The 25,835-nt window shown below is 55.3% G+C and carries 29 protein-coding genes; 14 read left to right on the top strand and 15 right to left on the bottom strand.

What is annotated here, in order from left to right:
• Nucleotides 1–8: 8 nt before the first annotated feature.
• From V6940_RS16240 to V6940_RS16200, 9 genes are all read right to left on the bottom strand, one after another.
• On the bottom strand, nt 9–539 hold the full coding sequence (locus V6940_RS16240; RefSeq protein WP_333496537.1) for a cupin domain-containing protein: 531 nt from the start codon (nt 537–539) through the stop codon (nt 9–11).
• A 10-nt stretch (nt 540–549) separates the two neighbouring features.
• Nucleotides 550–1,806 (bottom strand): MFS transporter, encoded by a 1,257-nt coding sequence (locus V6940_RS16235; RefSeq protein WP_333496536.1) that lies wholly within the window; start codon nt 1,804–1,806, stop codon nt 550–552.
• A gap of 26 nt (nt 1,807–1,832) precedes the next feature.
• Nucleotides 1,833–3,020: an NAD(P)/FAD-dependent oxidoreductase gene (locus V6940_RS16230; protein ID WP_333496535.1), complete on the bottom strand. Its 1,188-nt coding sequence runs from the start codon at nt 3,018–3,020 to the stop codon at nt 1,833–1,835.
• The gene (locus V6940_RS16225; RefSeq protein WP_333496534.1) at nt 3,017–3,943 is read right to left on the bottom strand and encodes a VOC family protein; all 927 of its coding nucleotides are present in this window, start codon (nt 3,941–3,943) and stop codon (nt 3,017–3,019) included. The genes V6940_RS16230 and V6940_RS16225 overlap by 4 nt, the downstream gene beginning before the upstream one ends.
• A gap of 88 nt (nt 3,944–4,031) precedes the next feature.
• On the bottom strand, nt 4,032–4,820 hold the full coding sequence (locus V6940_RS16220; protein ID WP_333496533.1) for an IclR family transcriptional regulator: 789 nt from the start codon (nt 4,818–4,820) through the stop codon (nt 4,032–4,034).
• Between the two features lie 14 nt (nt 4,821–4,834).
• Nucleotides 4,835–5,584: an SDR family oxidoreductase gene (locus V6940_RS16215; protein WP_333496532.1), complete on the bottom strand. Its 750-nt coding sequence runs from the start codon at nt 5,582–5,584 to the stop codon at nt 4,835–4,837.
• Nucleotides 5,584–6,606, bottom strand: coding sequence for an aromatic ring-hydroxylating oxygenase subunit alpha (locus V6940_RS16210; RefSeq protein WP_035892010.1), 1,023 nt, complete (start codon nt 6,604–6,606; stop codon nt 5,584–5,586). Before V6940_RS16210 ends, V6940_RS16215 begins: the two co-directional genes overlap by 1 nt.
• Before the next feature lie 10 nt (nt 6,607–6,616).
• On the bottom strand, nt 6,617–6,925 hold the full coding sequence (locus tag V6940_RS16205) for a recombinase-like helix-turn-helix domain-containing protein (RefSeq protein WP_270503472.1): 309 nt from the start codon (nt 6,923–6,925) through the stop codon (nt 6,617–6,619).
• Nucleotides 6,922–7,245, bottom strand: a complete 324-nt coding sequence (locus V6940_RS16200) for a Rieske (2Fe-2S) protein (protein ID WP_035892012.1) — start codon at nt 7,243–7,245, stop codon at nt 6,922–6,924. Before V6940_RS16200 ends, V6940_RS16205 begins: the two co-directional genes overlap by 4 nt.
• Before the next feature lie 417 nt (nt 7,246–7,662).
• Between V6940_RS16200 and V6940_RS16195 the strand changes: the two genes are divergently transcribed.
• Nucleotides 7,663–8,874, top strand: a complete 1,212-nt coding sequence (locus V6940_RS16195) for an MFS transporter (RefSeq protein WP_333496531.1) — start codon at nt 7,663–7,665, stop codon at nt 8,872–8,874.
• A 3-nt stretch (nt 8,875–8,877) separates the two neighbouring features.
• Here the strand turns inward: V6940_RS16195 and speB are convergent, their stop codons facing one another.
• The 4 genes from speB to V6940_RS22780 form a co-directional block, all read right to left on the bottom strand.
• Nucleotides 8,878–9,798 carry an agmatinase gene (gene speB / locus V6940_RS16190; protein ID WP_123652553.1) on the bottom strand — a complete coding sequence of 307 codons (921 nt, stop codon included), beginning with the start codon at nt 9,796–9,798 and terminating at the stop codon, nt 8,878–8,880.
• A 259-nt stretch (nt 9,799–10,057) separates the two neighbouring features.
• Entirely contained in the window at nt 10,058–12,034 is a 1,977-nt protein-coding gene (gene speA / locus V6940_RS16185) for a biosynthetic arginine decarboxylase (protein WP_185668312.1), read from the bottom strand.
• Nucleotides 12,035–12,042: 8 nt separating this feature from the next.
• A complete protein-coding gene (gene yqgB / locus V6940_RS16180) occupies nt 12,043–12,174 on the bottom strand; it encodes an acid stress response protein YqgB (protein ID WP_333496530.1) in 132 nt (43 codons plus the stop codon).
• A gap of 96 nt (nt 12,175–12,270) precedes the next feature.
• Complete coding sequence (locus V6940_RS22780; RefSeq protein WP_438268713.1) at nt 12,271–12,408, bottom strand: hypothetical protein; 138 nt, start codon at nt 12,406–12,408, stop codon at nt 12,271–12,273.
• A 415-nt stretch (nt 12,409–12,823) separates the two neighbouring features.
• On the opposite strand from V6940_RS22780, the gene metK reads away from it, so the two are divergent.
• From metK to ruvX, 8 genes are all read left to right on the top strand, one after another.
• Nucleotides 12,824–13,978: a methionine adenosyltransferase gene (gene metK, locus V6940_RS16175; RefSeq protein ID WP_333496529.1), complete on the top strand. Its 1,155-nt coding sequence runs from the start codon at nt 12,824–12,826 to the stop codon at nt 13,976–13,978.
• 408 nt (nt 13,979–14,386) lie between these two features.
• Nucleotides 14,387–15,781, top strand: coding sequence for a sugar porter family MFS transporter (locus tag V6940_RS16170; protein WP_185668316.1), 1,395 nt, complete (start codon nt 14,387–14,389; stop codon nt 15,779–15,781).
• Between the two features lie 77 nt (nt 15,782–15,858).
• Nucleotides 15,859–16,359: a SprT family zinc-dependent metalloprotease gene (locus V6940_RS16165; RefSeq protein ID WP_333496528.1), complete on the top strand. Its 501-nt coding sequence runs from the start codon at nt 15,859–15,861 to the stop codon at nt 16,357–16,359.
• A gap of 94 nt (nt 16,360–16,453) precedes the next feature.
• The gene (gene endA / locus V6940_RS16160; protein WP_333496527.1) at nt 16,454–17,161 is read left to right on the top strand and encodes a deoxyribonuclease I; all 708 of its coding nucleotides are present in this window, start codon (nt 16,454–16,456) and stop codon (nt 17,159–17,161) included.
• Nucleotides 17,162–17,239: 78 nt separating this feature from the next.
• Nucleotides 17,240–17,971 carry a 16S rRNA (uracil(1498)-N(3))-methyltransferase gene (rsmE, locus tag V6940_RS16155; RefSeq protein ID WP_185668318.1) on the top strand — a complete coding sequence of 244 codons (732 nt, stop codon included), beginning with the start codon at nt 17,240–17,242 and terminating at the stop codon, nt 17,969–17,971.
• A 12-nt stretch (nt 17,972–17,983) separates the two neighbouring features.
• Nucleotides 17,984–18,931 carry a glutathione synthase gene (gene gshB / locus V6940_RS16150; protein WP_035892023.1) on the top strand — a complete coding sequence of 316 codons (948 nt, stop codon included), beginning with the start codon at nt 17,984–17,986 and terminating at the stop codon, nt 18,929–18,931.
• Nucleotides 18,932–19,077: 146 nt separating this feature from the next.
• Nucleotides 19,078–19,641, top strand: a complete 564-nt coding sequence (locus V6940_RS16145) for a YqgE/AlgH family protein (RefSeq protein WP_333496526.1) — start codon at nt 19,078–19,080, stop codon at nt 19,639–19,641.
• On the top strand, nt 19,641–20,060 hold the full coding sequence (gene ruvX, locus V6940_RS16140) for a Holliday junction resolvase RuvX (RefSeq protein ID WP_035892025.1): 420 nt from the start codon (nt 19,641–19,643) through the stop codon (nt 20,058–20,060). Before V6940_RS16145 ends, ruvX begins: the two co-directional genes overlap by 1 nt.
• Before the next feature lie 99 nt (nt 20,061–20,159).
• On the opposite strand, the gene V6940_RS16135 is transcribed toward ruvX, so the two are convergent.
• Nucleotides 20,160–20,813, bottom strand: coding sequence for a LuxR C-terminal-related transcriptional regulator (locus V6940_RS16135; RefSeq protein WP_185668417.1), 654 nt, complete (start codon nt 20,811–20,813; stop codon nt 20,160–20,162).
• 522 nt (nt 20,814–21,335) lie between these two features.
• Nucleotides 21,336–22,316, bottom strand: coding sequence for a type IV pilus twitching motility protein PilT (locus tag V6940_RS16130; RefSeq protein WP_333496525.1), 981 nt, complete (start codon nt 22,314–22,316; stop codon nt 21,336–21,338).
• Nucleotides 22,317–22,332: 16 nt separating this feature from the next.
• Between V6940_RS16130 and V6940_RS16125 the strand changes: the two genes are divergently transcribed.
• Genes V6940_RS16125 through hemW form a run of 5 tightly spaced genes read left to right on the top strand, consistent with a single transcriptional unit; the run spans nt 22,333 to nt 25,640 of the window.
• Complete coding sequence (locus V6940_RS16125; RefSeq protein ID WP_333496524.1) at nt 22,333–23,037, top strand: YggS family pyridoxal phosphate-dependent enzyme; 705 nt, start codon at nt 22,333–22,335, stop codon at nt 23,035–23,037.
• An 18-nt stretch (nt 23,038–23,055) separates the two neighbouring features.
• Nucleotides 23,056–23,622, top strand: coding sequence for a YggT family protein (locus tag V6940_RS16120; protein ID WP_220439532.1), 567 nt, complete (start codon nt 23,056–23,058; stop codon nt 23,620–23,622).
• Nucleotides 23,619–23,909, top strand: a complete 291-nt coding sequence (yggU, locus tag V6940_RS16115; RefSeq protein WP_185668323.1) for a DUF167 family protein YggU — start codon at nt 23,619–23,621, stop codon at nt 23,907–23,909. Before V6940_RS16120 ends, yggU begins: the two co-directional genes overlap by 4 nt.
• 8 nt (nt 23,910–23,917) lie before the next feature.
• Entirely contained in the window at nt 23,918–24,511 is a 594-nt protein-coding gene (locus tag V6940_RS16110) for an XTP/dITP diphosphatase (RefSeq protein ID WP_185668324.1), read from the top strand.
• Nucleotides 24,504–25,640, top strand: a complete 1,137-nt coding sequence (gene hemW / locus V6940_RS16105) for a radical SAM family heme chaperone HemW (protein WP_185668325.1) — start codon at nt 24,504–24,506, stop codon at nt 25,638–25,640. The genes V6940_RS16110 and hemW overlap by 8 nt, the downstream gene beginning before the upstream one ends.
• Nucleotides 25,641–25,835 lie beyond the last annotated feature (195 nt).

Raw genomic sequence — 25,835 nt, 5'->3', positions numbered from 1 at the left:
GCGTCTCCTTAGTTCCGCTTCACTTTTGCCAGCGGATGATCGGCCGGGTAGGTCGGGGTTTCCGGCTTCTTCGTTCCCAGCATGACGCACATCAGCGCCTCTTCTTCGCCGTGGTTAAACAGCCCGCGGTAAATACCTGCGGGAACGGAAATCAGGTCACGTTCTCGCAGGATCGTTTCGATATAGCTATCACCGTCCTGAATCATCAGCGTGATCTGGCCTTTCAGCATGAAGAACACTTCTTCCACGTCATCGTGCAGGTGCAGTGGCCCTTCGCATTTTGACGGCAGCACCATGGTGGAGAAGGTGAAGTGCTCGGCCGCCACGGTGTTGGTGTCGCTCACCACGCCGGTCGCCCCGGTGCCGATATAGCGCATCTGCGCCCGGCGGTATTTCGGGTCATAGTCGGCCTGGAATTTCAGCGCGTTCCAGTCGTACTTACGGCCTTCAAAACGGGCGATGCGTGATTCGCCCCACTCTCCCATCGTCAGGTTGTCAGGTTTAATGCCCGGTTTTGCGGTTACGGTTGAATCTGTCATGACACTCTCCTCAGTAACGTCTCAGCAGCGGCAGTAACAGGACGCAGCCCACCGCCGCCATCACCGCCAGAAAAATCAGCCCGGAATCCATGCTGTGGGTAAAGGCAATGAGCGCCCCCATCACCGCAGGCGACAGCGCCCCGGCAAAGTTTCCCAGCCCGTTGAAGATGCCGCCGGCAGTCGCACTCACCCGTGGATGGGTCGCCTTCGCCAGCAGCGCGAAAATATTCGGGGCGCCGGTCCCCCACATAAAGGTGCTAAAGCTCATCGCTGCGATAATCGCCAGCGGGGTGTCCAAGTGCATCACCACCGCCAGACCCACGCCCGCCCCCGCCATTGAGATAAAGCAGGCCGCCGCGCGTTTATCGACGCGGTCCGACAACCAGGCGCCAATCACTTCCCCAGCCAGCATGGCGATGAACGGCATCGACGACAGCCAGCCAGCGTGTTCCAGGTGAATACCTTTTCCCTTAATCAGGTAGCCCGGCAGCCAGCCGTTAATACCCCACAAGTAGGTCAGAAAGGCGATATTGAAGATGCAGATAATCCAGAAATGCAGGCTGACAAACAGCTCGCGCCGCGCCTCGCGCCGCTCTTCCTGTGTCGCCTGTGCGGTCGCTGGCTTGACGTCCAGCCGAATCCCCCGCAGACCAATACGCACAAAAATCAACACCGGTACGGTCAGCAGCGCCATCACGAAGAACGTGCTCTGCCAGCCAAACGTATTCAGTAGCCATATGGACAGCGGGAAGCCAATCGCTGCGCCAACCGGCGTGCCGAGCAGCCACAACATGGTGGCACGCGCCTGCAGATGCTGAGGGAAGTTGTGGCGCACAATGGCAAAGGCCAGTGGGAACAGTGGCCCCTCGGCAACACCAAGCAGGATGCGCAGCACGATCATCAGGGTGTAGTTATGGGTAAAGCCCATCGCCACCATCAGCACACACCACACCGCCATCATCCCGGTGAGCAGTCGCAGCGGGGCAATTTTGTCGCCCAGCCCGCTGAGAAATACCGAAGAAAAACCGTAGCTCAGCAAAAAGGCGCTCATCAGAATGCCGAGGCGGGTGGTATCAAAATCAATGCCCATCGCCTGTTGAAAATGTCCGTCAGAAAAGAGCGCAGCAATGCTGATTTTGTCGAAAAATGCCAGCAGCACGCAGGACAGCAGCGATAGAGGAATCGCCCAGCGAACGGCTTTTTCAGGCGTACAGGTCCCCTCACCGCTCGCCGGTACAGGCGCGGTGTTTGTCTCGAATGTGGCCATTTATCCCCCCTGAGGGTGCGCGTTGGTTATCGCAATGACATCAGTGAAAAGGTTGGGTCAGCGAGCGGAACGTCTGACAGATCCCGTCCTGCGGCCATCCAGCGTTTCGCCAGCTTCACGGTGCGCGCATCGTTAAACGCCACCAGCTGTGTTAGCCGCCCGTTGTCATCCAGCGAGAAAAAGAGCGCGTTTTCACGGACGACCGTTTTGCTGCCCGACTGCGGTATCCCAAGGATCTGGATGTTGTGCTGGTATTGATCCGACCACAGCCAGGGCGCTTCGTCATACCCGGCGGCGTCGGCATTGAGCATCGCTTTTGCCGTCACCACTGCCTGATTCTGCGCAAAGGCCCACGACTGAATGCACAGACCATACTGGTGATGTTCGGCCACGTCGCCCGCGGCAAAAATAGCCGGGTCCGATGTTCGTCCCTGCGCATCAACGACGATCCCGCGGTTGATATTCAGACCGGCGCCAGCAGCCAGCTCGAGGTTGAGACTGACACCAATCCCCACCACCACCGCATCAAAGGTTTCACGCTGTCCATCACAGTGGATTGTCGGCAGACCGTGGTTATCTTCAAGCTCCAGCGCCCCACAGCCGGTACGAATATCCACACCCTGTTCGCGATGCATATCCGCCAGACGCGCAGAGACTTCGGCACTCACCGAACGCATACAGAGCGCAGGCTGCTGCTCAAACAGCGTGACCGCCACGCCGCTTTTACGCGCAGAAGCCGCAATCTCAAGCCCAATCCAGCCGCCACCGACTATCGCCAGCGTTTTGCAAGCAGTCAGGCGCCCCTTCAGCTGCTGCGCATCCTGCCAGTGGCGCAGAGTGTACACCTGCGGATGTGCTGCCCACGCGCTACCCGGCACGCGCGCCCGGCCGCCGGTGGCAATCAACAGCTGGTCATAATGAAGCGAATCACCGTTGCTTAAGGCGACCGTTTTCGTTTCACGATGAATGGCCTCGGCCCGTAGCGGGCGATACCAGTTCAGATTCAGCGCCTGCTGCACGTCATCACTAAACAAACGCGGTAGCGTGGCATCCGGCTCCAGCAGCGTGGCTTTAGAGAGCGGCGGACGCTCGTAGAAATCCCAGGCTTCTTCCGCTACCACACAAATCTCACCGTCAAAGCCTTCGTCACGCAGGGTTTTCGCCGCCCAGCCGCCCGCCTGGCCACCACCGATAATCACAATGCGCGACGTCATACGACCTCCGTCTTCTTCTGCTGACGGCGCGTGTCGTGATCGATGCCACCTTCCACCGCCCACTCGGTAAAGGAGACCAGCGAATGCTCCAGCTCACGCGGTTGCCAGTTTTCCGTCAGGTAGTCGTCGTTGGTGTAGTACTCAAACGCACCGCCGGTTGGGCTGTTGACGTACCAGAAGTAGGCCGACGATACCGGATGGCGGCCCGGCCCGATAAAGGTGCTCCAGGCGTTTTTGTTCATGGCGATACCGCCACCGATCACTTCGTGGATATCGCGCACGGTAAAGGCCACGTGGTTGAGGCCACGTTTGCGATTCGGCAATTGCAGTAAGAAGAGATTATGGTGGCCGCCGCGTGGGCCGCAGCGCAGGAACACCGCGCGGTTGATATAGCGGTCGGACACCTGGAACCCCAGCACATCGCGATAGAACGCTTCTACCGCCGCCAGTTCCTCAACGAAAAACACCACGTGGCCTACGTTGATAGGCTCAGCGCTGCTGTAGACCGGACTTGGTGTATCAATGCGGCGAGCATCGCCCCACTGGTTAATCGGCTCAACGTTCAGCTCAACCGGCACTTGCTGGGTCACCTGCACCCGTAAAGTCATCCCGTTCGGGTCACGGCACTCCAGGGCACCGTCCACTTCGCGAAAGCCCGGCTGCTGGGCGAGTTTTGGCCTTAATGCTTCCAGCTCCTGCGCGCTGGCGACCGCCCAGGTCATGCGGCGTAAGGTATTACCCGCTTCAAACGCCGGAGGAAGATCCGGGCTTTCCGTCGGGTTCAGCTCGACGCGAGCGCCGCTCAGGGTAGTAAAATGCTGGCCGTTGGCATCGCCCTTCAGGCCAAAGTCGCGCATAAATTTGGCGCAGTGCGTCAGGTCGTCGACGCCAAATTCCAGCTTTTCAATTCCGATTACGCTCATCGTTCGTTGCCTCATTTACCGTTCATCACCCGAATTTGGGCGTAAAACATGCCCGACGCCGTCAAGCGCCTGGAGTTAATTACTTGATTTAGCTCGCTTTAGAGAGATACCCCAAGAAGCCGGAAATTTTATCCGCCGCCAGGCTTACCTCGCTTTGCAGCCGCTCGCGATCGCTTTGTGGGATCTCTTCCGATGGCACCAGGATACTCACCACCGCAGCCACTTTGCCGCTGCGGTCGTACACCGGATAGACGATGGAAGAGATACCGTGGCGGAAGAACGACTCACCGATAACGTAGCCACGCGCTTTATCCTGCTGCACCATCTGCCATAACGCTTCCCGCTCCTGCAGCTGGCCCGGCGTATTGCCCGGCAAACGCTCGTTCGGGAACAACTGTTCAAAATCAGCGCGGCTCAGGTCGGTCAACAGCATACGGCCCAGTGAGGTACAGTGGACTGGCAAACGGGTACCGATGCTCACCTGGTTGATACGCGAACCGGCGGCGCTGACGCGGGCAATATAGATAATGTCGCGCCCGTCGCGGATCGCCAGATGACTGCTGCACTGGCTGGTATCACGCAGTTGCTCAATCACCGGCTGCCCCACCTGCGCCACATCCAGCGACGCGATATATTCAAAGCCCAGACGCAACACGTTCATGCCCAGCGAGAAGGTATTGGTGCGAGTATTGCGCTCCAGAAACCCCATGTATTCAAGCGTCTGCACCACCCGATAGGCGGTTGCCTTTGGCATATCCACCAGCCGGTGTAGCTCGGCAAACGTCATTTCGCGATGCTGCTCGCCGAAGGCCAGCAGCAACTGCAATCCACGCTCGAGCCCCGGTACCAGATATTTCACTTCCTGACCGTCTGCCATCTCGACTCCGACATTCAGTTAAAGACAAAGCCGCCGTTGACCGGCACCAGTTGTCCGGTAATAAACCGCGACAGATCGCTGAGCAGCCATACCACGCTGCCGGTGACATCTTCCGGCTGCTGTGCGCCGGTCAGCGCACGACCGTTTTCATACAGCTGATGGCGCTCCGCTGGAACGTATTCCGTCGCCTCGACGCGCGTCAGTCCCGGTGCAATCGCATTAATACGAATCCGTTTTTCACCCAGTTCACGGGCCATAGAGCGGGTCATCGCAATCACCGCGCCTTTGCTGGCGACGTAAGCCATCAGCCGCGGCGCGCCCCACAGCGCCGTATCGGACGCGACGTTGACGATCCCCGCCCCTTCACGCAGCAGCGGCACCGCCGCACGGGTCACAAGCCAGGTGCCCTTCACGTTAACGGTCATGACGCGATCCCAAAGATCCGGATCGTAGTCGATCATGTTTTTCCCGCCGACGCCGGTGGCCATCGCCGCGTTGTTCACCAGACCATCGATTGGCCCCGCCGCGCCAACGGCGCTGAATACCGTGTCGATTGACTCGGCATTCGCCAGATCAATAACGTGTGATTCGATCGCGTAGCCCTGTTCGCTCAGGCGGTGGGCGCTTTCGGCCAGTTCGCCTTCAAGGATGTCGCACATGACCACCGCCGCACCTTGCTCGGCGCAGGCCTGAGCGAAGTGATAACCCAGCCCACGCGCAGCACCGGTAACGACAATACGCTTACCGTTCAGCAGGCCATTCATCAGGCCGCTCCCTGCTGCTGCTCGCGAACGGCCAACTGCTCTTTCGCCGCTTTTTGCATCATGCGACGCAAACGGGAAAGGCCAACGTCATGCTGGTAAAGATACTCATGATCGCGTGCATCCGGCGCCATGCACTCCAGTACCACCCGGTCCTGCTCGAGCACTTCCCAGTGCAGTTTTTCCAGACGATTGCGGTACATGAAGCGCCACATATCACGCTGCCAGCCTTGCACACGACGGATACGCCAGAAGAAGACGCGGCAGTTATCGTTGTCTTCCGGCACGACCATGCCGACGATAAAGAAGTGACCACCCGGCCCAAAACGCTTCTTATAAGGAATAGAAAGACGCATCCACAGCGCGCCGCTGTTGCCAAGCTCAACCCAGTCGAAGTTGACGCCGGTCTGGCCTTTTTTCTCAAAAACAAAGCCCGTTTTGGTCGGCTGCAGCACCATGTCCGCCTTGCGGTCGCCTTCTGCCATCGAGTGCGATGACGAGTGAAGGTAGGTGCCATGCATCGGGTCCATGACGTTTTCCAGCGCGTACTGGTAGTTGCACTTCCACGCGGCGGTGCACAGGAAGTTGCTATAGTTTTCGGTATCGGCCAGCTCAGCCGGGAAGCTTAATTCATCCGGCTGCTGGTCGGCGGTGACGCCGAACCACAGGAAAATGGCGCCGTGTGCTTCCTGCACGTTGTAACTGCGCACGCACTGCTGACCGACCAGCGGGCATTTATCGACGGCAGGGACATCTTTCACTTCGCCGTTGCCAGCGACTTCCACGCCGTGATACCAACAGGCAATGCGGTCGCCGAGGTTCCAGCCCATCGACAGACGCGCACCGCGGTGCGGACAACGGTCTTCCAGCGCCTGGACCTGACCGTCCTTGTTACGCCAGACCACAATCTGCTCGCCAAGGCGGGTGATCCCCACCGGAGCGGACTGCACTTCCCAACTGGACAGTACCGGATACCAAAGGCCGCGCAGGCCTTTGTCGAGATAATGTTGTACGGTTGTCGTCATCATCTGGCCCTCAGTAGCCGTTAACCTGTAAGAATGCTTCAAAGCTGGCGTCGCTCCACGGCTCGCCCTGCTGGTCGTGCATTTTGATGGCGTTAAGCCCGTTCACCAGCTCAGTCAGCGTTTCAGCCCCTTGCTCGAACAGTTCTTCCAGCGTGGCGATAAGCTTCAACTCCCAGTTTTCTGGAATACGGCTGCGGGTCTGCCAAATCAGATTGCTGTAGTCGCCCGGTTTATGGATGGCGCCGTTTCCCCCTTCTGCCGGTGGGGCAAACTGACGGCTTTCCGGCAGCGCGGGGTTAAAGTCCAGGGTGTCACTCATGCCACGGTCTCCTCGATAAACGTAATCTGGATTTGGTTTTCAAATACCCGAACCGGGTAGCGATTGAGGTTACGGCCGCCAGGGCCATGCAGGCATTGCCCGGTTTTGACATCAAAAACCGCCTCGTGCAGCGGGCACTCCACTTTGCCGTCCTCGACAAAACCCTGGCTCAACAGCGCATAGGCATGCGGGCATACGTCTTCCAGTGCGTAGTACTCACCGTCAATCAAATAAACGCCGATCTCTTTACCTTCGACGTTGCCGCTAAAAGGGAAATCTTCCTGCACTTGCTCTGCATCACACACGCCTATCCAGCTCATCGCGATCCTCCAGGCTTTTGTTTCATATATGAAACTCTGTTTCTTATTTAATACGGTCAATATAAAAGCGATGAATGTTTCGTCAAGCGTCAATGTGACGAATTTGTTAATCAATAGGTATTTAATTAGCTAAGTGTGCAAACGATCACGAAAAAATGCAGCTATATGAAATCTTCATCATCAGGCAAGTGATAAATACATTTTATTGATGGCCTGTTATTTTTAATAAAAGATATTGACTTTTGATGTAACTGCCCTCTAAAAAATTATATGCCGAGACAATCTTATTGTTTCACCAGTGAAACACATTGTTATTTTATCCTTAAAATACAATGTGTTTCATATATGAACCATTTTAGCTACGTGATAGTTTCACGGATAAAAATATAAACTTAAAAATCTATTAAGGCGGAAGTGATGACGGCAAGATGGCAAGGAACAATCGCAATACTGTTGTTAATAATTATTTCTTACGTTGATCGCGTAAATATCTCGGTGATGATTCTTAACCCTGATTTTGCCGCTCATTTTCAGTTAAATGAAAACAGAATGTTGCAAGGAATGTTAATGACATTCTTTCTTCTGGGTTATGGATTATCCGCCTTACTATTAACTCCAGTTATTGAAAGCCGTTGGCATTACCGGCAGGGGCTGCTGGGCAGCATCGCCGTTTGGGCGGTGGTGTGCGCCGTGTCACCGCTGCTCGGCTCATTGATGGGCATGTTGATTGCGAGGGTAATTCTGGGCATTGCCGAAGGGCCGCTGTTCTCGCTCAAGACTCGTTTCATCAGCGATAACTTTAACGCTGATGAAATTGGCAAACCCAATGCCGTTACCGCATTGGGGGTTTCGCTAGGGCTGGCGGTGGGCTTTCCGCTGGTCACCTGGCTGATGGCAACTCTAGGCTGGATGGGCTCTTTTTACGCGCTGGCGATACTCAATCTGGTGCTGGGCGGCGGGCTCATCTGGCGTTTTCTTCCGGCACCACGTGCCGTGACAACGCGAACAAAGCCGGGTATCAAAGAGACATTTACTCTGGCTTTAAGAACGCCCCTGCTTGGCTGGATCCTGCTGGTCGAGATTGCCACCCTCAGTTATCTGTGGGGCAGCAGCGCCTGGCTTCCCGCCTGGCTACGCGATGAGCACCATTTTTCACTGCATGCCACCGGTTTTCTGGCCGCCATTCCGTTCTTACTGAGCCTCGGCTCCAAATTCCTCGGCGGCGTGCTGCTCGACAAAATGCGCCCGGAACAAGCGCCGGTGCTGTTTGTCATCGGCGGACTGTTGACCGCACTCTCCGTGCTGGCACTGATGCTCAGCCACCAGCCAGCCTGGCTGGCGCTGTTTATGCTATCGGCAAACGTCTTCTGGGGATTACAGGGGGCGGCAATTCCTGCCGTCGTGCAGCATTACGCCGCGCGTGAGGCGGTAGGGAGCGCCTATGGGATCATTAACGGTATTGGTAATATCTGTGCGGCGTTTATTCCGCTGCTGATGGGTATCGTGATGAAGTCGGTGGGATCGGTTAGCTCGGGGTTTTCCGTTCTGGTGGCATCGCAGATGGTGACGCTACTTGCCGGAGGAGTGCTGCTGCTGCGCATGCGTCGCGCAGCAGCAGTGGGCGTTTAACGCTTATTCGCCTTTTTTCGCCGCCTGGATGTACAGCATTTCCAGCGCCAGGGTCGCCGCCGCCAGTGCGGTGATCTCGGACTGGTCATAGGCCGGAGCCACTTCAACCACGTCCATCCCGACGATGTTCAGATCCTTCAGGCCGCGCACCAGTTTAATGGCGCGATCGGAAGTCAGACCGCCGATAACTGGCGTACCGGTACCCGGTGCAAATGCCGGATCCAGGCAGTCGATGTCAAAGGTCAGGTAGACCGGCATATCGCCAACGATCTGCTTAACCTGCGCGATGATGTCGTCCACGGTACGATCGTTCACCTGACCGGCGTCCAGCACGGTGAAGCCGTTGTCTTTGTCGAACTCGGTACGGATACCAATCTGTACGGAATGGTTCGGGTCGATCAGACCTTCGTTCGGCGCGGTGAAGAACATGGTGCCGTGGTCAAACTCACAGCCGTTGGCGTAGGTATCGGTGTGGGCATCGAAGTGCACCAGCGCCATTTTGCCAAAATGCTTCGCGTGCGCGCGCAGCAACGGCAGCGTGACGAAGTGGTCGCCGCCGAAGGAGAGCATGCGTTTACCGGCCGCCAGCAGTTTTTCCGCGTGCGCCTGCAGCTTTTCACTCATCTCACGGGCATCGCCGAAAGCGTAAACCAGGTCACCGCAGTCCACGACGTTCAGGCGTTCGCGCATGTCGAAGTTCCACGGGAAGCGGTTGTGTTCCCAGGCCAGGTTGGTAGAAACCTGACGAATGGCCGCCGGGCCGTGGCGACCACCGGCGCGACCTGAGGTCGCCATATCAAACGGTACGCCAGTAATGACCCAATCCGCGTCGCTGTCGTACGGCATGAAGTTCATCGGCAGACGAAGGAAACCAAACGCGTTGGAAACCAGGGAGTTATCGTATTGATGACCTAAGGTGCTCATGTGCTGACCTCTTTTAAAATCACTGTAAAAAAAATCCCCTCCGCGTCGTTAGGCCCGACGAGGAAGGGATTGATTTGGTAACTGCATATTTGCGGCAAATTATCGCCGTTAATTTGTACGGATTCAAGCCTGTCGACTATCGTGCGGCTTGTCCCCTCACCACGGCCCTCTCCCAGAGGGAGAGGGGGAACGGCAGACCGCACCGCTCGGTTCCCTCGCCCCTTTGGGGAGAGGGTTAGGGTAAGGGGGCCCCGTAAATTTACTCGTCTTCCAGATAAGTATAGCCGTACAGACCGGCTTCAAACTCTTCCAGGAACTGCTGCTGCAGCTCGGCGTCGAGATCGGTGTTTTTCACCTGGTCACGGAACTGCGTCAGCAGAGTGTTTGGATCCAGCTGCACGTATTGCAGCATGTCCGCCACCGTATCGCCTTCATCGGACAGCTCAACTTCCACGCTGCCGTCAGGGAAGACAAACACGTCAACCGCTTCGGTATCACCGAACAGGTTGTGCATGTTGCCAAGGATCTCCTGATACGCCCCTACCATAAAGAAGCCCAGCATCGGCGGGTTCTCCGGGTCGTATTCCGGCATCGGCATAGTGGTCGCGATCCCGTCACCGTCGACGTAGTGGTCGATAGCACCATCGGAGTCGCAGGTGATATCCAGCAGCACCGCGCGGCGCTCTGGCACCTGGTTCAGCCCTTCCAGTGGCATCACCGGGAACAGCTGATCGATACCCCACGCGTCCGGCATCGACTGGAACAGCGAGAAGTTGACGTAAATCTTATCCGCCATACGCTCCTGCAGCTCGTCGATAATCGGACGGTGCGCGCGGTTGCTCGGGTCGAGCTGTTTCTGCACTTCGTGACACATGTTCAGGTAGAGCTGCTCGGCCCACGCGCGCTCGTGCAGGCTAAAGGAGCCTGAAGAGTAGCCGACGTGAATATCATGCAGGTCCATCTGGCTGTCGTGCAGCCATTCGCGCAGCGAGCGGCGGTTGCCCGGCTCGTGCATCTCTTGCCAGGTTTCCCACATGCTTTGCAGCGCGCGTGGCGCATCGTCAGCAGGCGGGGTCGCTTCGGTATGTTCGCTACGCTCAACGCCGATAATGTTAGATACCAGCACCGTATGGTGCGCGGTCACCGCACGACCGGACTCGGTAATCACCGTCGGGTGCGGCAGGCCGTGCTCTTCACACGCATCGCCAATCGCCCAGATGATGTTGTTGGCGTATTCGTTCAGACCGTAGTTCACGGAGCAGTCAGACTGCGAGCGGGTACCTTCGTAGTCCACGCCCAGGCCACCGCCCACGTCGAAGCACTGAATGTTCACGCCAAGCTTGTGCAGCTCAACGTAGAAACGGGCGGATTCACGCACGCCGGTAGCGATATCGCGAATGTTCGCCATCTGCGAACCGAGGTGGAAGTGCAGCAGCTGGATGCTGTCCAGACGACCGCGCTCACGCAGGATTTCCACCAGTTGCAGAACCTGGTTTGCCGCCAGGCCGAATTTGGATTTTTCACCGCCAGAAGACTGCCATTTACCGGAGCCCTGAGAGGCCAGACGCGCACGCACGCCAAGGCGTGGCACCACGTTCAGGCGCTCGGCTTCTTCCAGCACGATGGCAATTTCGGACATCTTTTCGATAACCAGATAGACCTTGTGGCCCATCTTCTCACCGACCAGCGCCAGACGAATGTATTCGCGATCTTTATAGCCGTTGCAGACGATCACGCTACGGGTCATGCCCGCGTGCGCCAGCACGGCCATCAGTTCAGCTTTGGAACCGGCTTCCAGCCCCAGCGGTTCGCCGGAGTGGATCAACGACTCAATCACGCGGCGATGCTGGTTTACTTTGATGGGGTAAACCAGGAAGTAGTCGCCGTTGTAGCCGTAAGATTCACGCGCGCGTTTGAACGCCGCGTTAATCGAACGCAGACGATGCTGCAGGATCTGCGGGAAGCAGAACAGCGCAGGCAGACGTTGCCCCTGTGCTTCACGGGCTTTTACCAACTCGGCGAGGTCAACGCGTGCTTCCGGTACATCCGGGTCTGGGCAGACGCTGATGTGGCCAAGCTCGTTGACGTCGTAGTAGTTATTGCCCCACCAGGCAATGTTGTATGTGCGTAGCATTTTGCTGGCTTCCTGGGAGCTCATCGCAACCTCCTGCATGGAACGTAGTACACCGCGTTCGCCTGCTGACGAATGCGAATCGAATGAAATGTCGTCAGACATAGCGAACCTCAATTATTTATAACAAGTGTAAAACAGTTAACTACTATCGCAGCGTGACGTTGCGATAACAACCCATATACAGCCTGAATAGGCAGCAGAACATGCTGACGCTCCGACTGTGCGACCGGTTTCTTATTCATATCATTATAAAACAAGCACCTGAACACATTATGACGGTTCAGAGAAACCACGAGAAAACTCTTGTTGTGACAAGAGCGCCCTTGTTCAGTGTTCCGTTACCTACCGGCTCGGGAGTCCTGAGTAGCGCCGAAATGGGTATAACATCGGCTGGTATGCAAAGCAGAATGGGGGGTTGCGGGGAACATAGTCGCGCCAGGACGGCACGGTAGAATCAGCAGAATACAACGGTTCATTATCTCGTATCACCTCCACGGCCGCCCCGAAAGACGAACCTCAAGCCAAAGCAAAAAGTCTTAGCCCGGCTGGAAGTGGCAACACGAAAAATGACGTGTGCTTTTTTGTATGAGCCGCGCGCGGCGTTTTATACCGATAACCCACCTAAAATGCAAAATATAAATGTGCAGCTTGCCGCCGGTGTCAGGAAAAATTTCCAATCTCAGTTGCAGCAGAATGCGAGCTATCTCAAAAAAAACTGGCAATGAGGTGAAGAACTGACCTAAAATAGCCGTCCAGATGTTAATCCATCTATACCGATTAACACTCAGACTGCCAGTGACGGCAACCATTAAGTCCGTGGTATAATCTTCCATCGTGATTATTCAAAACAACAGTTTGAGCTAACCAAATTCTCATTGGGTGATATTAAATATGGCAAAACACCTTTTTACGTCCGAGTCTGTATCTGAAGGGCATCCTGACAAAATCGCTGACCAAATTTCCGACGCCGTGCTGGACGCCATCCTTGAACAGGATCCGAAAGCGCGCGTAGCGTGTGAAACCTACGTCAAAACCGGTATGGTGCTGGTCGGTGGTGAAATCACCACCAGCGCATGGGTTGATATCGAAGAGATCACCCGTAATACCGTTCGCGAAATTGGCTATGTGCATTCTGATATGGGCTTTGATGCCAATTCTTGTGCCGTACTGAGCGCTATCGGTAAGCAGTCTCCGGACATCAACCAGGGCGTTGACCGTGCCGATCCGCTGGAACAGGGCGCGGGCGACCAGGGTCTGATGTTTGGTTACGCCACCAACGAAACTGACGTGCTGATGCCAGCGCCAATCACCTACGCACACCGTCTGGTGCAGCGTCAGGCTGAAGTGCGTAAAAATGGCACCCTGCCTTGGCTGCGTCCGGATGCAAAAAGCCAGGTCACCTTCCAGTACGACGACGGTAAAGTTGTGGGTATCGATGCGGTCGTTCTGTCTACTCAGCACGCCGACAGCATCGATCAGAAATCACTGCAGGAAGCCGTGATGGAAGAGATCATCAAGCCGGTTCTGCCTACCGAGTGGCTGAACACATCAACCAAATTCTTTATCAACCCAACCGGTCGTTTCGTTATCGGCGGCCCAATGGGTGACTGTGGCCTGACCGGTCGTAAAATCATCGTGGATACCTACGGCGGCATGGCTCGTCACGGTGGCGGTGCATTCTCCGGTAAAGATCCTTCTAAAGTTGACCGTTCTGCAGCCTACGCAGCGCGCTATGTGGCGAAAAACATCGTTGCCGCAGGCCTGGCTGACCGCTGTGAAATTCAGGTTTCCTACGCTATCGGCGTGGCTGAACCGACTTCCATCATGGTGGAAACCTTCGGTACCGAGAAAGTGCCTGCTGAACAGCTGATTGGTCTGGTTCGCGAGTTCTTCGACCTGCGTCCATACGGCCTGATCCAGATGCTGGACCTGCTGCACCCGATCTACAAAGAGACGGCAGCTTACGGTCACTTCGGTCGCGAAACCTTCCCATGGGAAAAAACCGACAAAGCAGCTCAGCTGCGCGAAGCCGCTGGCCTGAAATAAGGTTTAGCCGTTTTGATGAAAGCCAGCCTTGTGCTGGCTTTTTTTATGCCCGTTGTAAGCCGGGGAAATACCGGTACTACAGTATTCATCTCTTTTACGTAACAATTTACAGTTCCACACAATTTAGTGAAAGCGATTACATTAATACCACCTTGCTATACAAGGCCTGCATTAGCACCATGAAACAGCTTTTCATAATAATGCTTCATGTTTCAGTAAAGTCTCATAATCGATCTTTTTAATTTATCTGAAACGCAATTAACGTCATGATTAAATTGACATTTAACCAGGTAGTAACTTACCAACCAGTGTAACCGATTACACAGTCGTGATTGTAATCACATTTTTTTACGACATACTCTCCTACCCTAAGCATCGATAGAATCAATGACTCAATTGGAGAGCATCATGCCTAACAATAAAAAACAGGGTCGCTCGAACAAGACAATGACCTTCTTTGTCTGCTTCTTAGCGGCGCTGGCCGGACTGCTGTTTGGCCTTGATATCGGCGTTATTGCCGGTGCACTGCCCTTTATTACCACCGATTTCCAGCTCAGCCCGCATACGCAGGAGTGGGTGGTCAGTTCCATGATGTTCGGCGCAGCAGTCGGGGCAGTCGGCAGCGGCTGGCTCTCCTTCAAGCTGGGCCGTAAGAAAAGCCTGATGATTGGTGCGATCCTGTTCGTCGCCGGTTCCCTGTTCTCCGCCGCCGCGCCAAACGTAGAAATACTGCTACTTTCCCGCGTGTTGCTGGGTCTGGCTGTCGGTGTGGCCTCCTACACCGCCCCGCTGTACCTGTCTGAAATCGCGCCGGAGAAAATCCGCGGCAGTATGATTTCCATGTACCAGTTGATGATTACCATCGGTATTCTCGGTGCGTACCTGTCCGATACCGCCTTTAGCTATAGCGGCGCATGGCGCTGGATGCTGGGCGTTATCATCATTCCAGCGGTCCTGCTGCTGATTGGCGTATTCTTCCTGCCGGACAGCCCGCGCTGGTTTGCCGCTAAGCGTCGCTTTAACGATGCCGAGCGCGTGCTGATGCGTCTGCGTGATACCAGCGCAGAAGCCAAACGCGAGCTGGATGAAATCCGTGAAAGCCTGAAGGTGAAACAGAGCGGCTGGGCACTGTTCAAAGAGAACAGCAACTTCCGTCGCGCGGTGTTCCTCGGCGTGCTGCTGCAGGTCATGCAACAGTTCACCGGCATGAACGTCATCATGTATTACGCACCAAAAATCTTCGAACTGGCGGGCTACACCAACACTACCGAACAGATGTGGGGGACCGTTATCGTTGGCCTGACCAACGTACTGGCGACCTTTATCGCAATTGGTCTGGTTGACCGCTGGGGCCGTAAACCTACCCTTATCCTCGGCTTTATCGTCATGGCCGTTGGTATGGGCGTGCTGGGTTCCATGATGCACATCGGTATCCACTCCGCCGTTGCCCAGTACTTCGCCGTGCTGATGCTGCTGATGTTTATCGTTGGCTTCGCCATGAGCGCCGGTCCGCTGATTTGGGTACTGTGCTCTGAAATCCAGCCGCTGAAAGGCCGTGATTTCGGTATCACCTGCTCTACCGCCACCAACTGGATTGCGAACATGATCGTCGGGGCAACCTTCCTGACCATGCTGAACTCACTCGGCAGCGCCAATACCTTCTGGGTATACGGTGGTCTGAACGTACTGTTCATCTTCCTGACCCTGTGGCTGATTCCGGAAACCAAAAACGTCTCTCTGGAACACATTGAACGTAACCTGATGCAGGGCCGTCCGCTGCGTGAAATTGGCGCTCGCGACTAACCGTCATCCCGCTTCCTCCCGCCTGGGAGGAAGCTTCCTCTTGCACCACCCCGCTTCACGCTCTATCCTCAGCCGTTATGAAAACCCCTCGAATTCCTATCGCCGTCCAGCAAAACGTCATGCGCAGCCTGCGGGAAAAACTCGCTCAGGCCAACCTGGCGCTGGGGCGTAACTACCCTGAACCAAAGCTGGTCTATCAGCAGCGCGGCACCTCTGCCGGTACCGCCTGGCTTCAGCAGTATGAAATTCGCCTCAATCCCGTGTTGTTACAGGAAAATCAGCAGGCGTTTATTGATGAAGTGGTGCCGCACGAGCTGGCGCACCTGCTGGTCTGGAAACACTTTGGCCGCGTCGCGCCGCACGGCAAAGAGTGGAAGTGGATGATGGAGAACGTGCTCGGCGTTCCGGCGCGGCGTACTCATCAGTTCGAGCTGGAGTCCGTACGCAAAAATACCTTCCCCTATCGCTGCCGCTGCCAGCAGCACCAGCTTACCGTTCGCCGCCATAACCGCGTGGTGCGCGGTGAAGCCACCTACCGCTGCGTCTACTGTGGCGAACCATTAGTTGCCGAAATGTAACTAACGGAAATATCTGGAAGTTTTCTGACCTGGCTGATTGCATCTGACAACCACATTCGTTACGTTGCGGGCTCGTTTTGAGATGGAGTTCGTGATGTACCGTAATTTGTCTTTTGCCGTGGCGTTTGTCGCGGCGGCTCTCTCTGGGCAGGCGCTCGCTGAAGGTATTAACAGTTTTTCCCAGGCGAAAAGCGCGGGCGTAAAAGTGAATAGCGACGTTCCCGGCGATTTCTACTGCGGCTGTAAAATTAACTGGCAGGGTAAGAAAGGCGTTATCGATCTGGAATCCTGCGGCTATAAAGTGCGTAAAAATGAGAATCGCGCCAGCCGCGTCGAATGGGAGCACGTTGTGCCAGCGTGGCAGTTTGGCCATCAGCGCCAGTGCTGGCAGGATGGCGGCCGGAAGAACTGCGCCAAAGATCCGGAATACCGTAAGATGGAAAGCGATATGCATAACCTGCAGCCCGCCGTCGGCGAGGTGAACGGCGATCGCGGCAACTTTATGTACGGGCAGTGGAACGGCGGCGAAGGTCAGTACGGCCAGTGCGCGATGAAGGTCGACTTTAAAGAGAAAGTCGCTGAACCACCGGAGCGTTCACGCGGCGCCATCGCCCGCATCTACTTCTATATGCGCGACCGTTATCAGCTGAATCTCTCCCGCCAGCAAACCCAGCTTTTCAACGCCTGGGACAAAATGTATCCCGTTAGCCAATGGGAGTGCGAACGCGACCAGCGCATCGCCAAAATTCAGGGCAACCATAATCCATATGTGCTGCAGGCTTGCCAGGCGCAAAAGAGCTAACCTACACTAGCGGCAATTGTTATTTTGCCCTGCCCTCTCCCAGGCGGAGAGGGCGTAGCCACAGATGGAATTCAGACTATGCGCATCCCTCGCATCTATCACCCAGAATCACTCACCGTCGGCACGCAGGTTGCCCTTTGCGAAGATGCGGCGAACCACGTCGGGCGCGTTTTGCGTATGGGCAAAGGCCAGGCCATTCAGCTGTTTGACGGCAGCAATCACGTCTTTGAGGCCGTTATCACCGATGCCGGTAAAAAGAATGTGACGGTTGAAATCCAGAGCAGCACCCTCGACGATCGCGAATCCCCTATCCATATTCACTTAGGCCAGGTGATGTCGCGCGGCGATAAAATGGAATTCACCATCCAGAAATCGATTGAACTGGGTGTAAGCCTCATTACGCCACTTTTTTCCGAGCGCTGCGGCGTTAAACTGGATGCCGAGCGTCTGAATAAGAAGATTCAGCAGTGGCAAAAAATCGCGATTGCCGCCTGTGAGCAGTGTGGTCGCAACCAGGTTCCGGAGATTCGCCCGGCGATGGACGTTGAGGCATGGTGCGCCGAGCAGGATGATGCGCTGAAGCTCAACCTGCATCCGCGCGCCAGCGCCAGCATCAACACGCTGCCGTTGCCGGTGGAGCGCGTACGCCTGCTGATTGGCCCGGAAGGCGGCCTGTCGGCGGATGAAATTGCCATGACCGCACGCTACCAGTTTACTGATATTCTGTTGGGGCCTCGCGTTTTGCGCACAGAGACTACCGCACTCACCGCCATCACCGCACTGCAGGTGCGCTTTGGTGACTTGGGTTAAAGGAGAACAATAATGATCAAGCTCGGCATCGTGATGGATCCCATCGCAAGCATCAACATCAAGAAAGACACCAGCTTCGCTATGCTGCTGGAAGCACAGCGTCGCGGCTATGAACTCCACTATATGGAGATGAACGATCTTTATCTGATCAATGGCGAATCCCACGCCCGTACGCGTCTTCTGAGCGTTGAGCAGAACTACGATAAATGGTACGAGTTCGGCAGCGAGCAGGATATTAAACTCGCCGACCTCGACGTTATCCTGATGCGTAAAGATCCGCCGTTTGACACCGAATTTATCTACGCCACCTACATTCTGGAGCGTGCGGAAGAGAAAGGAACGCTGATCGTCAACAAGCCGCAAAGCCTGCGCGACTGTAACGAGAAGCTGTTTACCGCCTGGTTCTCCGATCTGACGCCAGAAACGCTGGTCACCCGTAACAAAGCCCAGTTGAAAGCGTTCTGGGAAAAGCACGGCGACATCATCATGAAGCCGCTGGACGGCATGGGCGGCGCCTCTATCTTCCGCGTGAAGGAAGGGGATCCGAACATTGGCGTTATCGCCGAGACCCTGACCGAACTGGGCAGTCGTTACTGCATGGCGCAGAACTATCTGCCAGCCATCAAAGACGGCGATAAGCGCGTGCTGGTCATCGATGGCGAGCCGGTGCCTTACTGCCTGGCACGTATCCCACAGGGCGGCGAAACCCGTGGCAACCTGGCCGCCGGTGGTCGTGGTGAACCACGTCCGCTGAGCGAAAGCGACTGGGCCATCGCCCGTAAAGTTGGCCCGACGCTGAAAGCCAAGGGGCTTATCTTCGTTGGCCTCGACATCATCGGCGATCGTCTGACGGAAATTAACGTCACCAGCCCTACCTGCGTGCGCGAAATCGAAGCGGAATATCCGATTTCTATCACCGGAATGCTGATGGACGCGATTGAAAAACGCCTGCAAAAATAAGCTATTGCCCTTAAACGGCGGGAGGGAACCCGCCGCCAATCAGGCTTTTCGCCCCCACCGTAAACGGGCAAGCCTGGTGACAGCCGTGTACTTTCCCCGCATACTGGGCATTGCTGCGTATTGAAACAGGACAAGAACCTCTGATAATGAATTTACAGCATCATTTCCTTATTGCTATGCCATCCCTTCAGGATCCTATCTTCCGCCGTTCCGTGGTTTACATCTGCGAATACAACGACGATGGCGCGATGGGCATCATCATTAATAAACCACTGGAAAATTTGCAGATCGACGGCATCCTCGAGAAGCTGAAGATCACCGCTGAGCCGCGCGATCCCGCCATTCGGCTGGATAAGCCCGTTATGCTGGGCGGTCCGCTGGCCGAAGATCGCGGCTTTATTCTGCACACGCCGCCAGCGTCGTTCTCCTCAAGCATCCGTATCTCCGACAACACCATCGTCACCACCTCTCGCGACGTACTGGAAACGCTAGGTACCGCCCGTCAGCCGAATGACGTATTGGTTGCGCTGGGCTATGCCTCCTGGGAGAAAGGACAGCTAGAGCAAGAGATCCTCGATAACGCCTGGCTGACCGCGCCTGCGGATCTCAATATTCTGTTTAAAACGCCGATTGGCGAGCGCTGGAAAGAAGCGGCTAAGCTTATTGGTATCAATATTCTGACCATGTCTGGCGCTGCGGGGCACGCATAATGAGTAGTGGAACACTGCTGGCTTTTGATTTCGGTACGCGCAGCATCGGCGTGGCCATTGGTCAACGCATTACCGGAACGGCGCGCCCTCTGGCCGCGCTGAAAGCGCAGGACGGCACGCCGGACTGGAATCTGATTGCTCGCCTGCTGAAAGAGTGGCAGCCGGAAACGGTAATCGTTGGTTTACCGCTCAATATGGACGGCACCGAGCAGCCGCTGACCGCCCGCGCGCGTAATTTTGCCAACAAAATCCACGGCCGCTTTGGCGTTGCGATTACGCTGCATGATGAAAGATTAAGCACCGTTGAGGCTCGTGCAGGGCTGTTTGAACACGGGGGATTTCGCGCGCTGGACAAAGGTAGCGTCGACTCAGCGTCTGCGGTGGTGATTCTGGAAAGTTATTTCGACCAGGGTTTCTAGCGCGGCCGCCCCCGGGAAATCAATTCCCGGGAACAGACCTGTGATACGCGGCTGAGGCTCATCGCACAGCCCACGCATTGGCCATCTGATGTCAGGATATTAGTGACGCAGATTTTCGTTTGCCCAGCTTACCGCCTGAGTTCTGTTTTTCACGCTGAGTTTGCGGAAAACATTATACAGGTGCGTACGCACGGTATTTTCACTGATGAACAATGCGCGAGCAATATCCATATTGGTCGCACCGTGGCGTAATTCATTCAGAATTTCGCATTCACGTTCAGTCAGTGGAACACTATCATGAGTTTCTTCTGTATGTTCAACAGCATACATTGCCGGGTGCATCACGCTCAATTCAGCCGTCTGCTCGCCGTTTAAGACCGCTTTGACGCCCTCAATTAAGCGCGATTCCTCGTCGTCGTGACGGAAAACGCCGTACAAAGCTGGCCATTGTGCCATTTCGTATAATTCGTACTTCTGTGCGCTGTTAATAATAAGCAGGCGCGGAGAGTCGAACTGGGTACGAATAATATCGCGCCAGATACCGTTCAACTTCTTGTTAGAAACAGCGATGTCGAACAACACCACGGTGCCTTTGCTCAGGCGCTGCATCAGCGGTTTGTTGATGTTATGTACATCGACAGAAACTGACAGTAATTCAGCAAGGTAGTTGGCAAATGCGTTGGCTTGTACTGACGGATGGGTGATAAGAATAATCTTGCGGGAATTAGATGCACTCTCTGTTACTTCAAACATTTTGAAACTCTCCATAGTCTATTTCCACCATCATGGTGTTTTATAAGTCAAAGCAAAGGTAAACCTAATACCATTAATAATAAGGATTACTCACGAAGTGAAATAATATTTCATAAGATTAGTCCTAATTACATAAATAGAATAGAACGAAGAGCTAAGAAGTGTCAAAAGAATATCAACCTTTTTTTGTAAGTCTACGCAACATAATGTAATTGAACCATTACAAATAACTCATCCTAATGGCTTAGAGATTATTACTCTATTAGAATAAAAATCGTAGTAAGTTATAAAAATGTTTTGCGCATTATCACGTAGAAACCACAAAATAATACATTAGCGCAACAGGATAAATAATTATATTTACAAATGCTATTTAAAATATAATCACTTAAGATGCGCTTATTAAAAAACAGGAATTACATCACATTATTAATGTATACATTGTGGTAGGGAAAATGTTTCAGCGCCGAGGCCGATTTATCTGCCGATTGCCAGCGTGAAAAGTATACTCCCTTCACAACGTTATAGCATCCCGGCTTTCACGCGTTGCTGATAGCTCTGGCTGAAGGTCTGCATCCCATTCTGGAGACCGGTCTGCATCACCCCTGCCAGCTGGTGTGTCTTCCCTTCGCGGATCAGGTTACTCACGGCAGGGGTGTTGATCAGCATTTCAAACAAGGCCACCCGCCCGCCATGATTATCCGGCTGTAGCTTTTGCGACAGCACCGCACACAAGCTGCTAGCCAGTTGGTGACGCACCGGATCTTTTTCCTGCGCGGGGAAAACGTCAATAAGGCGTTCAATGGCCTGCGCCGCCCCCCGCGTATGCAGGGTTGCCAGCACCAGGTGCCCGGTTTCTGCCGCCGTCAGCGCAAGGCGAATAGTGTCGCTATCGCGCAGCTCACCCAACAGGATAACGTCAGGATCCTGACGCAGCGCTGCCCGTAGCGCCCCGGAAAATGAAGCCGTGTGAGCCCCGACTTCGCGCTGATGAATTAAGCAGCTAGCGCTTTCGTGTACAAACTCCACCGGGTCTTCGAGTGTCACAATATGCCCCTCAAGTTGATGGTTGAGGTGATCAACCATCGCCGCAAGGGTAGTCGATTTGCCGCTGCCCGTCGCTCCCGTCACCAGGATAAGCCCGCTCTCTTCCCGTAGCAGCTCCGCTAACGCCACCGGCGTATGCAGCGCCGCAAGCGTTGGACACGCGACAGGAAGCAGTCTCAGCACCAGAGAGATGCCCTGGCTGTGCGTAAAGGCGCTGGCACGCAGGCGCGGGCAACCCGTCAGCGAGAGCGCAAAATCCAGCTGATGCCGCTGCTGCCATTCGCGCGTTTGCGCTTCATTGAGCCAGCTCGCCAGCAGCATTTGCGGGTCCGGCGAGGAAAACGGCGCGATCAAAAGCTTTCCGGCCTGGCGCCAGCGTGCCGTCCTGCTGCTACATAGGTGTAGATCCGATACGTTATGCTTTACACTAAGCGACACCATTTCTTGTATATCCATAGACCCACCAGCACATATGAACGATATTGCGCATAACCTGGCACAGGTCAGGGAGAAAATCTCAGCGGCAGCAGTACGTTGCGGCCGTGATTCAGAAGAAGTTACGCTGCTTGCAGTCAGTAAAACCAAACCTGCGAGCGCCGTCGAAGAAGCGGTCGCTGCCGGGCAGCGGGCATTTGGCGAAAACTATGTTCAGGAAGGGGTGGAAAAGATCCTCCACTTTCGGGAAAAAGGCGTTACTTCACTGCAATGGCACTTTATCGGCCCGTTGCAGTCCAACAAAAGTCGTCTGGTTGCCGAGCATTTCGATTGGTGTCATACCGTCGATCGCCTGAAGATCGCCACCAGGCTGAGCGAACAGCGCCCGGCAGAGATGCCGCCGCTTAACGTGCTGATTCAAATCAACATCAGCGATGAACAGAGTAAATCCGGCATTCCGCTGGACGCGCTGGATGCCCTGGCCGCCGACATTGCCGCGCTGCCAAATGTCCGCCTGCGCGGCCTGATGGCTATTCCGGCCCCGGAAACCGAGTACGATCGGCAGTTTGCCGTCGCTCACCAGATGGCAGCCGCCTTTGCGCGGTTGAAAGCAGACTACCCTACCGTCGACACATTATCTTTGGGCATGTCTGACGATATGGAAGCCGCCATCGCGGCGGGTAGTACAATGGTACGCATTGGCACCGCGATTTTCGGTGCGCGTGATTACACAAAAAAATAAGGAACCTCAAGGAACGCCATGAAGACGTTGACCTTCCTGCTCGCTACAGTTCTCGAACTGTACACAATGGTGCTACTGCTGCGCGTCTGGATGCAGTGGGCGCGCTGTGATTTCTACAACCCGTTCTCTCAGTTCGTAGTGAAGATAACCCAGCCTATCGTTGGGCCGTTGCGCCGTATTATTCCGCCAATGGGGCCGCTGGACAGCTCTTCGTTGCTGCTGGCGTTTATCCTGTGCTTTATCAAGGCTATCGTGCTGTTTATGGTAGTGACCTTCCAGCCGATTATCTGGATCTCAGCGGTACTGATTCTGCTCAAGACCATTGGCCTGCTGATCTTCTGGGTACTGCTGCTAATGGCTATCATGAGCTGGGTCAGCCAGGGTCGCAGCCCGGTTGAATTCGTGCTGATGCAGCTTGCTGAGCCGCTGCTGCGCCCAATCCGCCGCCTGCTGCCGTCCATGGGGGGGATCGACTTCTCTCCAATGGTGCTGGTTCTGCTGCTGTACGTGATTAATATGGGCATCGCAGAAGTCCTGCAGGCCACCGGCAATATGCTGCTGCCAGGACTGTGGATGGCGCTATGAGTGCCGTCACGCCCTGCGATGACGGGCTGGTTCTGCGGCTGTACATTCAGCCAAAGGCCAGCCGTGACGCGATTGTCGGGGAGCATGGCGACGAATTAAAAGTCGCCATCACCGCCCCACCCGTTGATGGGCAGGCTAATGCCCATCTGGTTAAGTATCTCGCCAAACAGTTTAAGGTCGCCAAAAGCCAGGTCATCGTTGAGAAAGGCGAACTGGGGCGGCATAAACAGGTTAAAATTATTCATCCGCAACATATTCCTGCGGGCATTGCAGCCCTGACAAATTAGGATATCCCATGCAAAAAGTTGTCCTCGCTACCGGTAACGCCGGTAAAGTGCGCGAGCTCGCCTCGCTGCTCGCTGATTTTGGTCTTGATATCGTCGCCCAGACCGAGCTTGGCGTGGAATCCGCTGAGGAGACCGGGCTGACCTTTATTGAGAATGCGATCCTCAAAGCGCGCCATGCCGCTCAGGTAACCGGCTTACCGGCAATTGCCGACGACTCCGGCCTGGCTGTCGATGTATTAGGTGGCGCCCCAGGTATCTACTCCGCCCGCTATTCCGGCGTGGACGCGACCGACCAGCAGAACCTCGAAAAGCTGCTGGTGACGCTGAAGGACGTTCCGGACGACCAGCGTCAGGCACAGTTCCACTGCGTACTGGTGTACCTGCGTCACGCCGAAGATCCCACGCCGCTGGTCTGCCACGGCCGTTGGCCTGGCGTCATTACCCGCGCCCCAGCGGGTGAAGGCGGTTTTGGCTACGATCCTATCTTCTTCGTCCCGTCGGAAGGCAAAACCGCCGCCGAACTCACGCGCGAAGAGAAGATTGCCATCTCCCACCGCGGTCAGGCGCTGAAGCAGTTACTGGAAGCGATGCGCAATGGTTAATCTGCCTCCGCTGAGTCTCTACATTCATATCCCGTGGTGCGTGCAGAAATGCCCGTACTGCGACTTTAACTCGCACGCGCTTAAGGGCGAAGTGCCGCACGACGACTACGTACAGCATCTGCTGAGCGATTTGGATGCTGATGTCGCCTGGGCGCAGGGACGTGAAGTAAAGACCATCTTTATCGGCGGCGGTACGCCGAGCCTGCTTTCAGGCCCGGCGATGCAAACCTTGCTCGACGGCGTGCGTGCGCGACTGAAGCTGGCAAGCGACGCGGAAATCACGATGGAAGCCAACCCCGGCACCGTAGAAGCAGACCGCTTTGTGGAGTATCAGCGTGCGGGGGTGAACCGCATCTCCATCGGCGTGCAGAGCTTTAGCGACAGCAAGCTGCAGCGGCTGGGACGTATTCACGGGCCAGAAGAGGCGAAGCGCGCTGCGCGTCTGGCGAGCGGGCTGGGGCTACGCAGCTTCAACCTCGACCTGATGCACGGGTTGCCGGATCAATCGCTGGAAGAGGCGCTGAGCGACCTGCGTCAGGCGATTGAGCTTTCACCGCCGCATCTCTCCTGGTATCAGCTGACCATTGAGCCTAATACGCTGTTCGGTTCTCGCCCACCGGTGCTGCCGGACGATGATTCGCTGTGGGATATCTTCGAACAGGGCCACCAGCTTCTGACCGCCGCAGGCTATCAGCAGTATGAAACCTCGGCTTACGCCAAACCGGGCTACCAGTGCCAGCACAACCTCAACTACTGGCGCTTTGGCGACTATCTCGGTATCGGCTGCGGCGCGCACGGTAAGGTGACCTTCCCGGATGGGCGCATTCTGCGTACGGCGAAGACCCGCCACCCGCGCGGTTATATGGAAGGGCGCTATCTGGAACGTCAGCATGACGTCGAAAACGCGGACAAACCGTTCGAGTTCTTTATGAACCGTTTTCGCCTGCTGGAGCCAGCACCACGTGCGGAATTCAGCGCCTACACCGGCCTCGATGAAAGCGTGATCCGCCCGCAGCTTGATGAAGCACTGGCGCAGAACTACCTGACCGAGTGCGAGGCGTACTGGCAGATCACCGAGCACGGCAAGCTGTTCTTGAATTCACTGCTGGAATTATTCCTCAGCGAATAATGCAACTTATATATTTGCCGTTATTAATAACGGCAAATATATTCCTCGCTTATTCCGAGTTATCTAAACTAATATTAACGAATAATTTTCACGTAAATATTTCAATAAAATATTAATAACCAGCAATGGATATTAAATAAATATAATCCAGCACACAAAAATCGCATTTAATGTATAGCCAGGTTAAAAATGTGA

The organism is Kluyvera sp. CHPC 1.251 (assembly GCF_036759945.1).
GTDB lineage: Bacteria > Pseudomonadota > Gammaproteobacteria > Enterobacterales > Enterobacteriaceae > Kluyvera > Kluyvera sichuanensis.
The sequence above is the reverse complement of the archived record's forward strand: the minus strand, read 5'-3'. Positions and strand labels throughout refer to the sequence as shown.

What these genes read in the sequence shown, in the direction of transcription:
- V6940_RS16110 (WP_185668324.1), top strand. Translation starts at nt 23,918, where the DNA reads ATGCAAAAAGTTGTCCTCGCTACCGGTAACGCCGGTAAAGTGCGCGAG.
- V6940_RS16145 (WP_333496526.1), top strand. Translation starts at nt 19,078, where the DNA reads ATGAATTTACAGCATCATTTCCTTATTGCTATGCCATCCCTTCAGGAT.
- V6940_RS16215 (WP_333496532.1), bottom strand. Translation starts at nt 5,584, where the DNA reads ATGAATGGCCTGCTGAACGGTAAGCGTATTGTCGTTACCGGTGCTGCG.
- rsmE (WP_185668318.1), top strand. Translation starts at nt 17,240, where the DNA reads ATGCGCATCCCTCGCATCTATCACCCAGAATCACTCACCGTCGGCACG.
- V6940_RS16230 (WP_333496535.1), bottom strand. Translation starts at nt 3,020, where the DNA reads ATGACGTCGCGCATTGTGATTATCGGTGGTGGCCAGGCGGGCGGCTGG.
- V6940_RS16205 (WP_270503472.1), bottom strand. Translation starts at nt 6,925, where the DNA reads ATGAGTGACACCCTGGACTTTAACCCCGCGCTGCCGGAAAGCCGTCAG.
- V6940_RS16195 (WP_333496531.1), top strand. Translation starts at nt 7,663, where the DNA reads ATGACGGCAAGATGGCAAGGAACAATCGCAATACTGTTGTTAATAATT.
- V6940_RS22780 (WP_438268713.1), bottom strand. Translation starts at nt 12,408, where the DNA reads ATGAACCGTTGTATTCTGCTGATTCTACCGTGCCGTCCTGGCGCGACT.
- metK (WP_333496529.1), top strand. Translation starts at nt 12,824, where the DNA reads ATGGCAAAACACCTTTTTACGTCCGAGTCTGTATCTGAAGGGCATCCT.
- hemW (WP_185668325.1), top strand. Translation starts at nt 24,504, where the DNA reads ATGGTTAATCTGCCTCCGCTGAGTCTCTACATTCATATCCCGTGGTGC.
- yggU (WP_185668323.1), top strand. Translation starts at nt 23,619, where the DNA reads ATGAGTGCCGTCACGCCCTGCGATGACGGGCTGGTTCTGCGGCTGTAC.
- V6940_RS16130 (WP_333496525.1), bottom strand. Translation starts at nt 22,316, where the DNA reads ATGGATATACAAGAAATGGTGTCGCTTAGTGTAAAGCATAACGTATCG.
- V6940_RS16120 (WP_220439532.1), top strand. Translation starts at nt 23,056, where the DNA reads ATGAAGACGTTGACCTTCCTGCTCGCTACAGTTCTCGAACTGTACACA.
- V6940_RS16210 (WP_035892010.1), bottom strand. Translation starts at nt 6,606, where the DNA reads ATGACGACAACCGTACAACATTATCTCGACAAAGGCCTGCGCGGCCTT.
- V6940_RS16125 (WP_333496524.1), top strand. Translation starts at nt 22,333, where the DNA reads ATGAACGATATTGCGCATAACCTGGCACAGGTCAGGGAGAAAATCTCA.
- V6940_RS16235 (WP_333496536.1), bottom strand. Translation starts at nt 1,806, where the DNA reads ATGGCCACATTCGAGACAAACACCGCGCCTGTACCGGCGAGCGGTGAG.
- V6940_RS16240 (WP_333496537.1), bottom strand. Translation starts at nt 539, where the DNA reads ATGACAGATTCAACCGTAACCGCAAAACCGGGCATTAAACCTGACAAC.
- speA (WP_185668312.1), bottom strand. Translation starts at nt 12,034, where the DNA reads ATGTCTGACGACATTTCATTCGATTCGCATTCGTCAGCAGGCGAACGC.
- V6940_RS16225 (WP_333496534.1), bottom strand. Translation starts at nt 3,943, where the DNA reads ATGAGCGTAATCGGAATTGAAAAGCTGGAATTTGGCGTCGACGACCTG.
- V6940_RS16200 (WP_035892012.1), bottom strand. Translation starts at nt 7,245, where the DNA reads ATGAGCTGGATAGGCGTGTGTGATGCAGAGCAAGTGCAGGAAGATTTC.
- ruvX (WP_035892025.1), top strand. Translation starts at nt 19,641, where the DNA reads ATGAGTAGTGGAACACTGCTGGCTTTTGATTTCGGTACGCGCAGCATC.
- yqgB (WP_333496530.1), bottom strand. Translation starts at nt 12,174, where the DNA reads ATGAATAAGAAACCGGTCGCACAGTCGGAGCGTCAGCATGTTCTGCTG.
- speB (WP_123652553.1), bottom strand. Translation starts at nt 9,798, where the DNA reads ATGAGCACCTTAGGTCATCAATACGATAACTCCCTGGTTTCCAACGCG.
- V6940_RS16170 (WP_185668316.1), top strand. Translation starts at nt 14,387, where the DNA reads ATGCCTAACAATAAAAAACAGGGTCGCTCGAACAAGACAATGACCTTC.
- V6940_RS16165 (WP_333496528.1), top strand. Translation starts at nt 15,859, where the DNA reads ATGAAAACCCCTCGAATTCCTATCGCCGTCCAGCAAAACGTCATGCGC.
- V6940_RS16135 (WP_185668417.1), bottom strand. Translation starts at nt 20,813, where the DNA reads ATGTTTGAAGTAACAGAGAGTGCATCTAATTCCCGCAAGATTATTCTT.
- gshB (WP_035892023.1), top strand. Translation starts at nt 17,984, where the DNA reads ATGATCAAGCTCGGCATCGTGATGGATCCCATCGCAAGCATCAACATC.
- endA (WP_333496527.1), top strand. Translation starts at nt 16,454, where the DNA reads ATGTACCGTAATTTGTCTTTTGCCGTGGCGTTTGTCGCGGCGGCTCTC.
- V6940_RS16220 (WP_333496533.1), bottom strand. Translation starts at nt 4,820, where the DNA reads ATGGCAGACGGTCAGGAAGTGAAATATCTGGTACCGGGGCTCGAGCGT.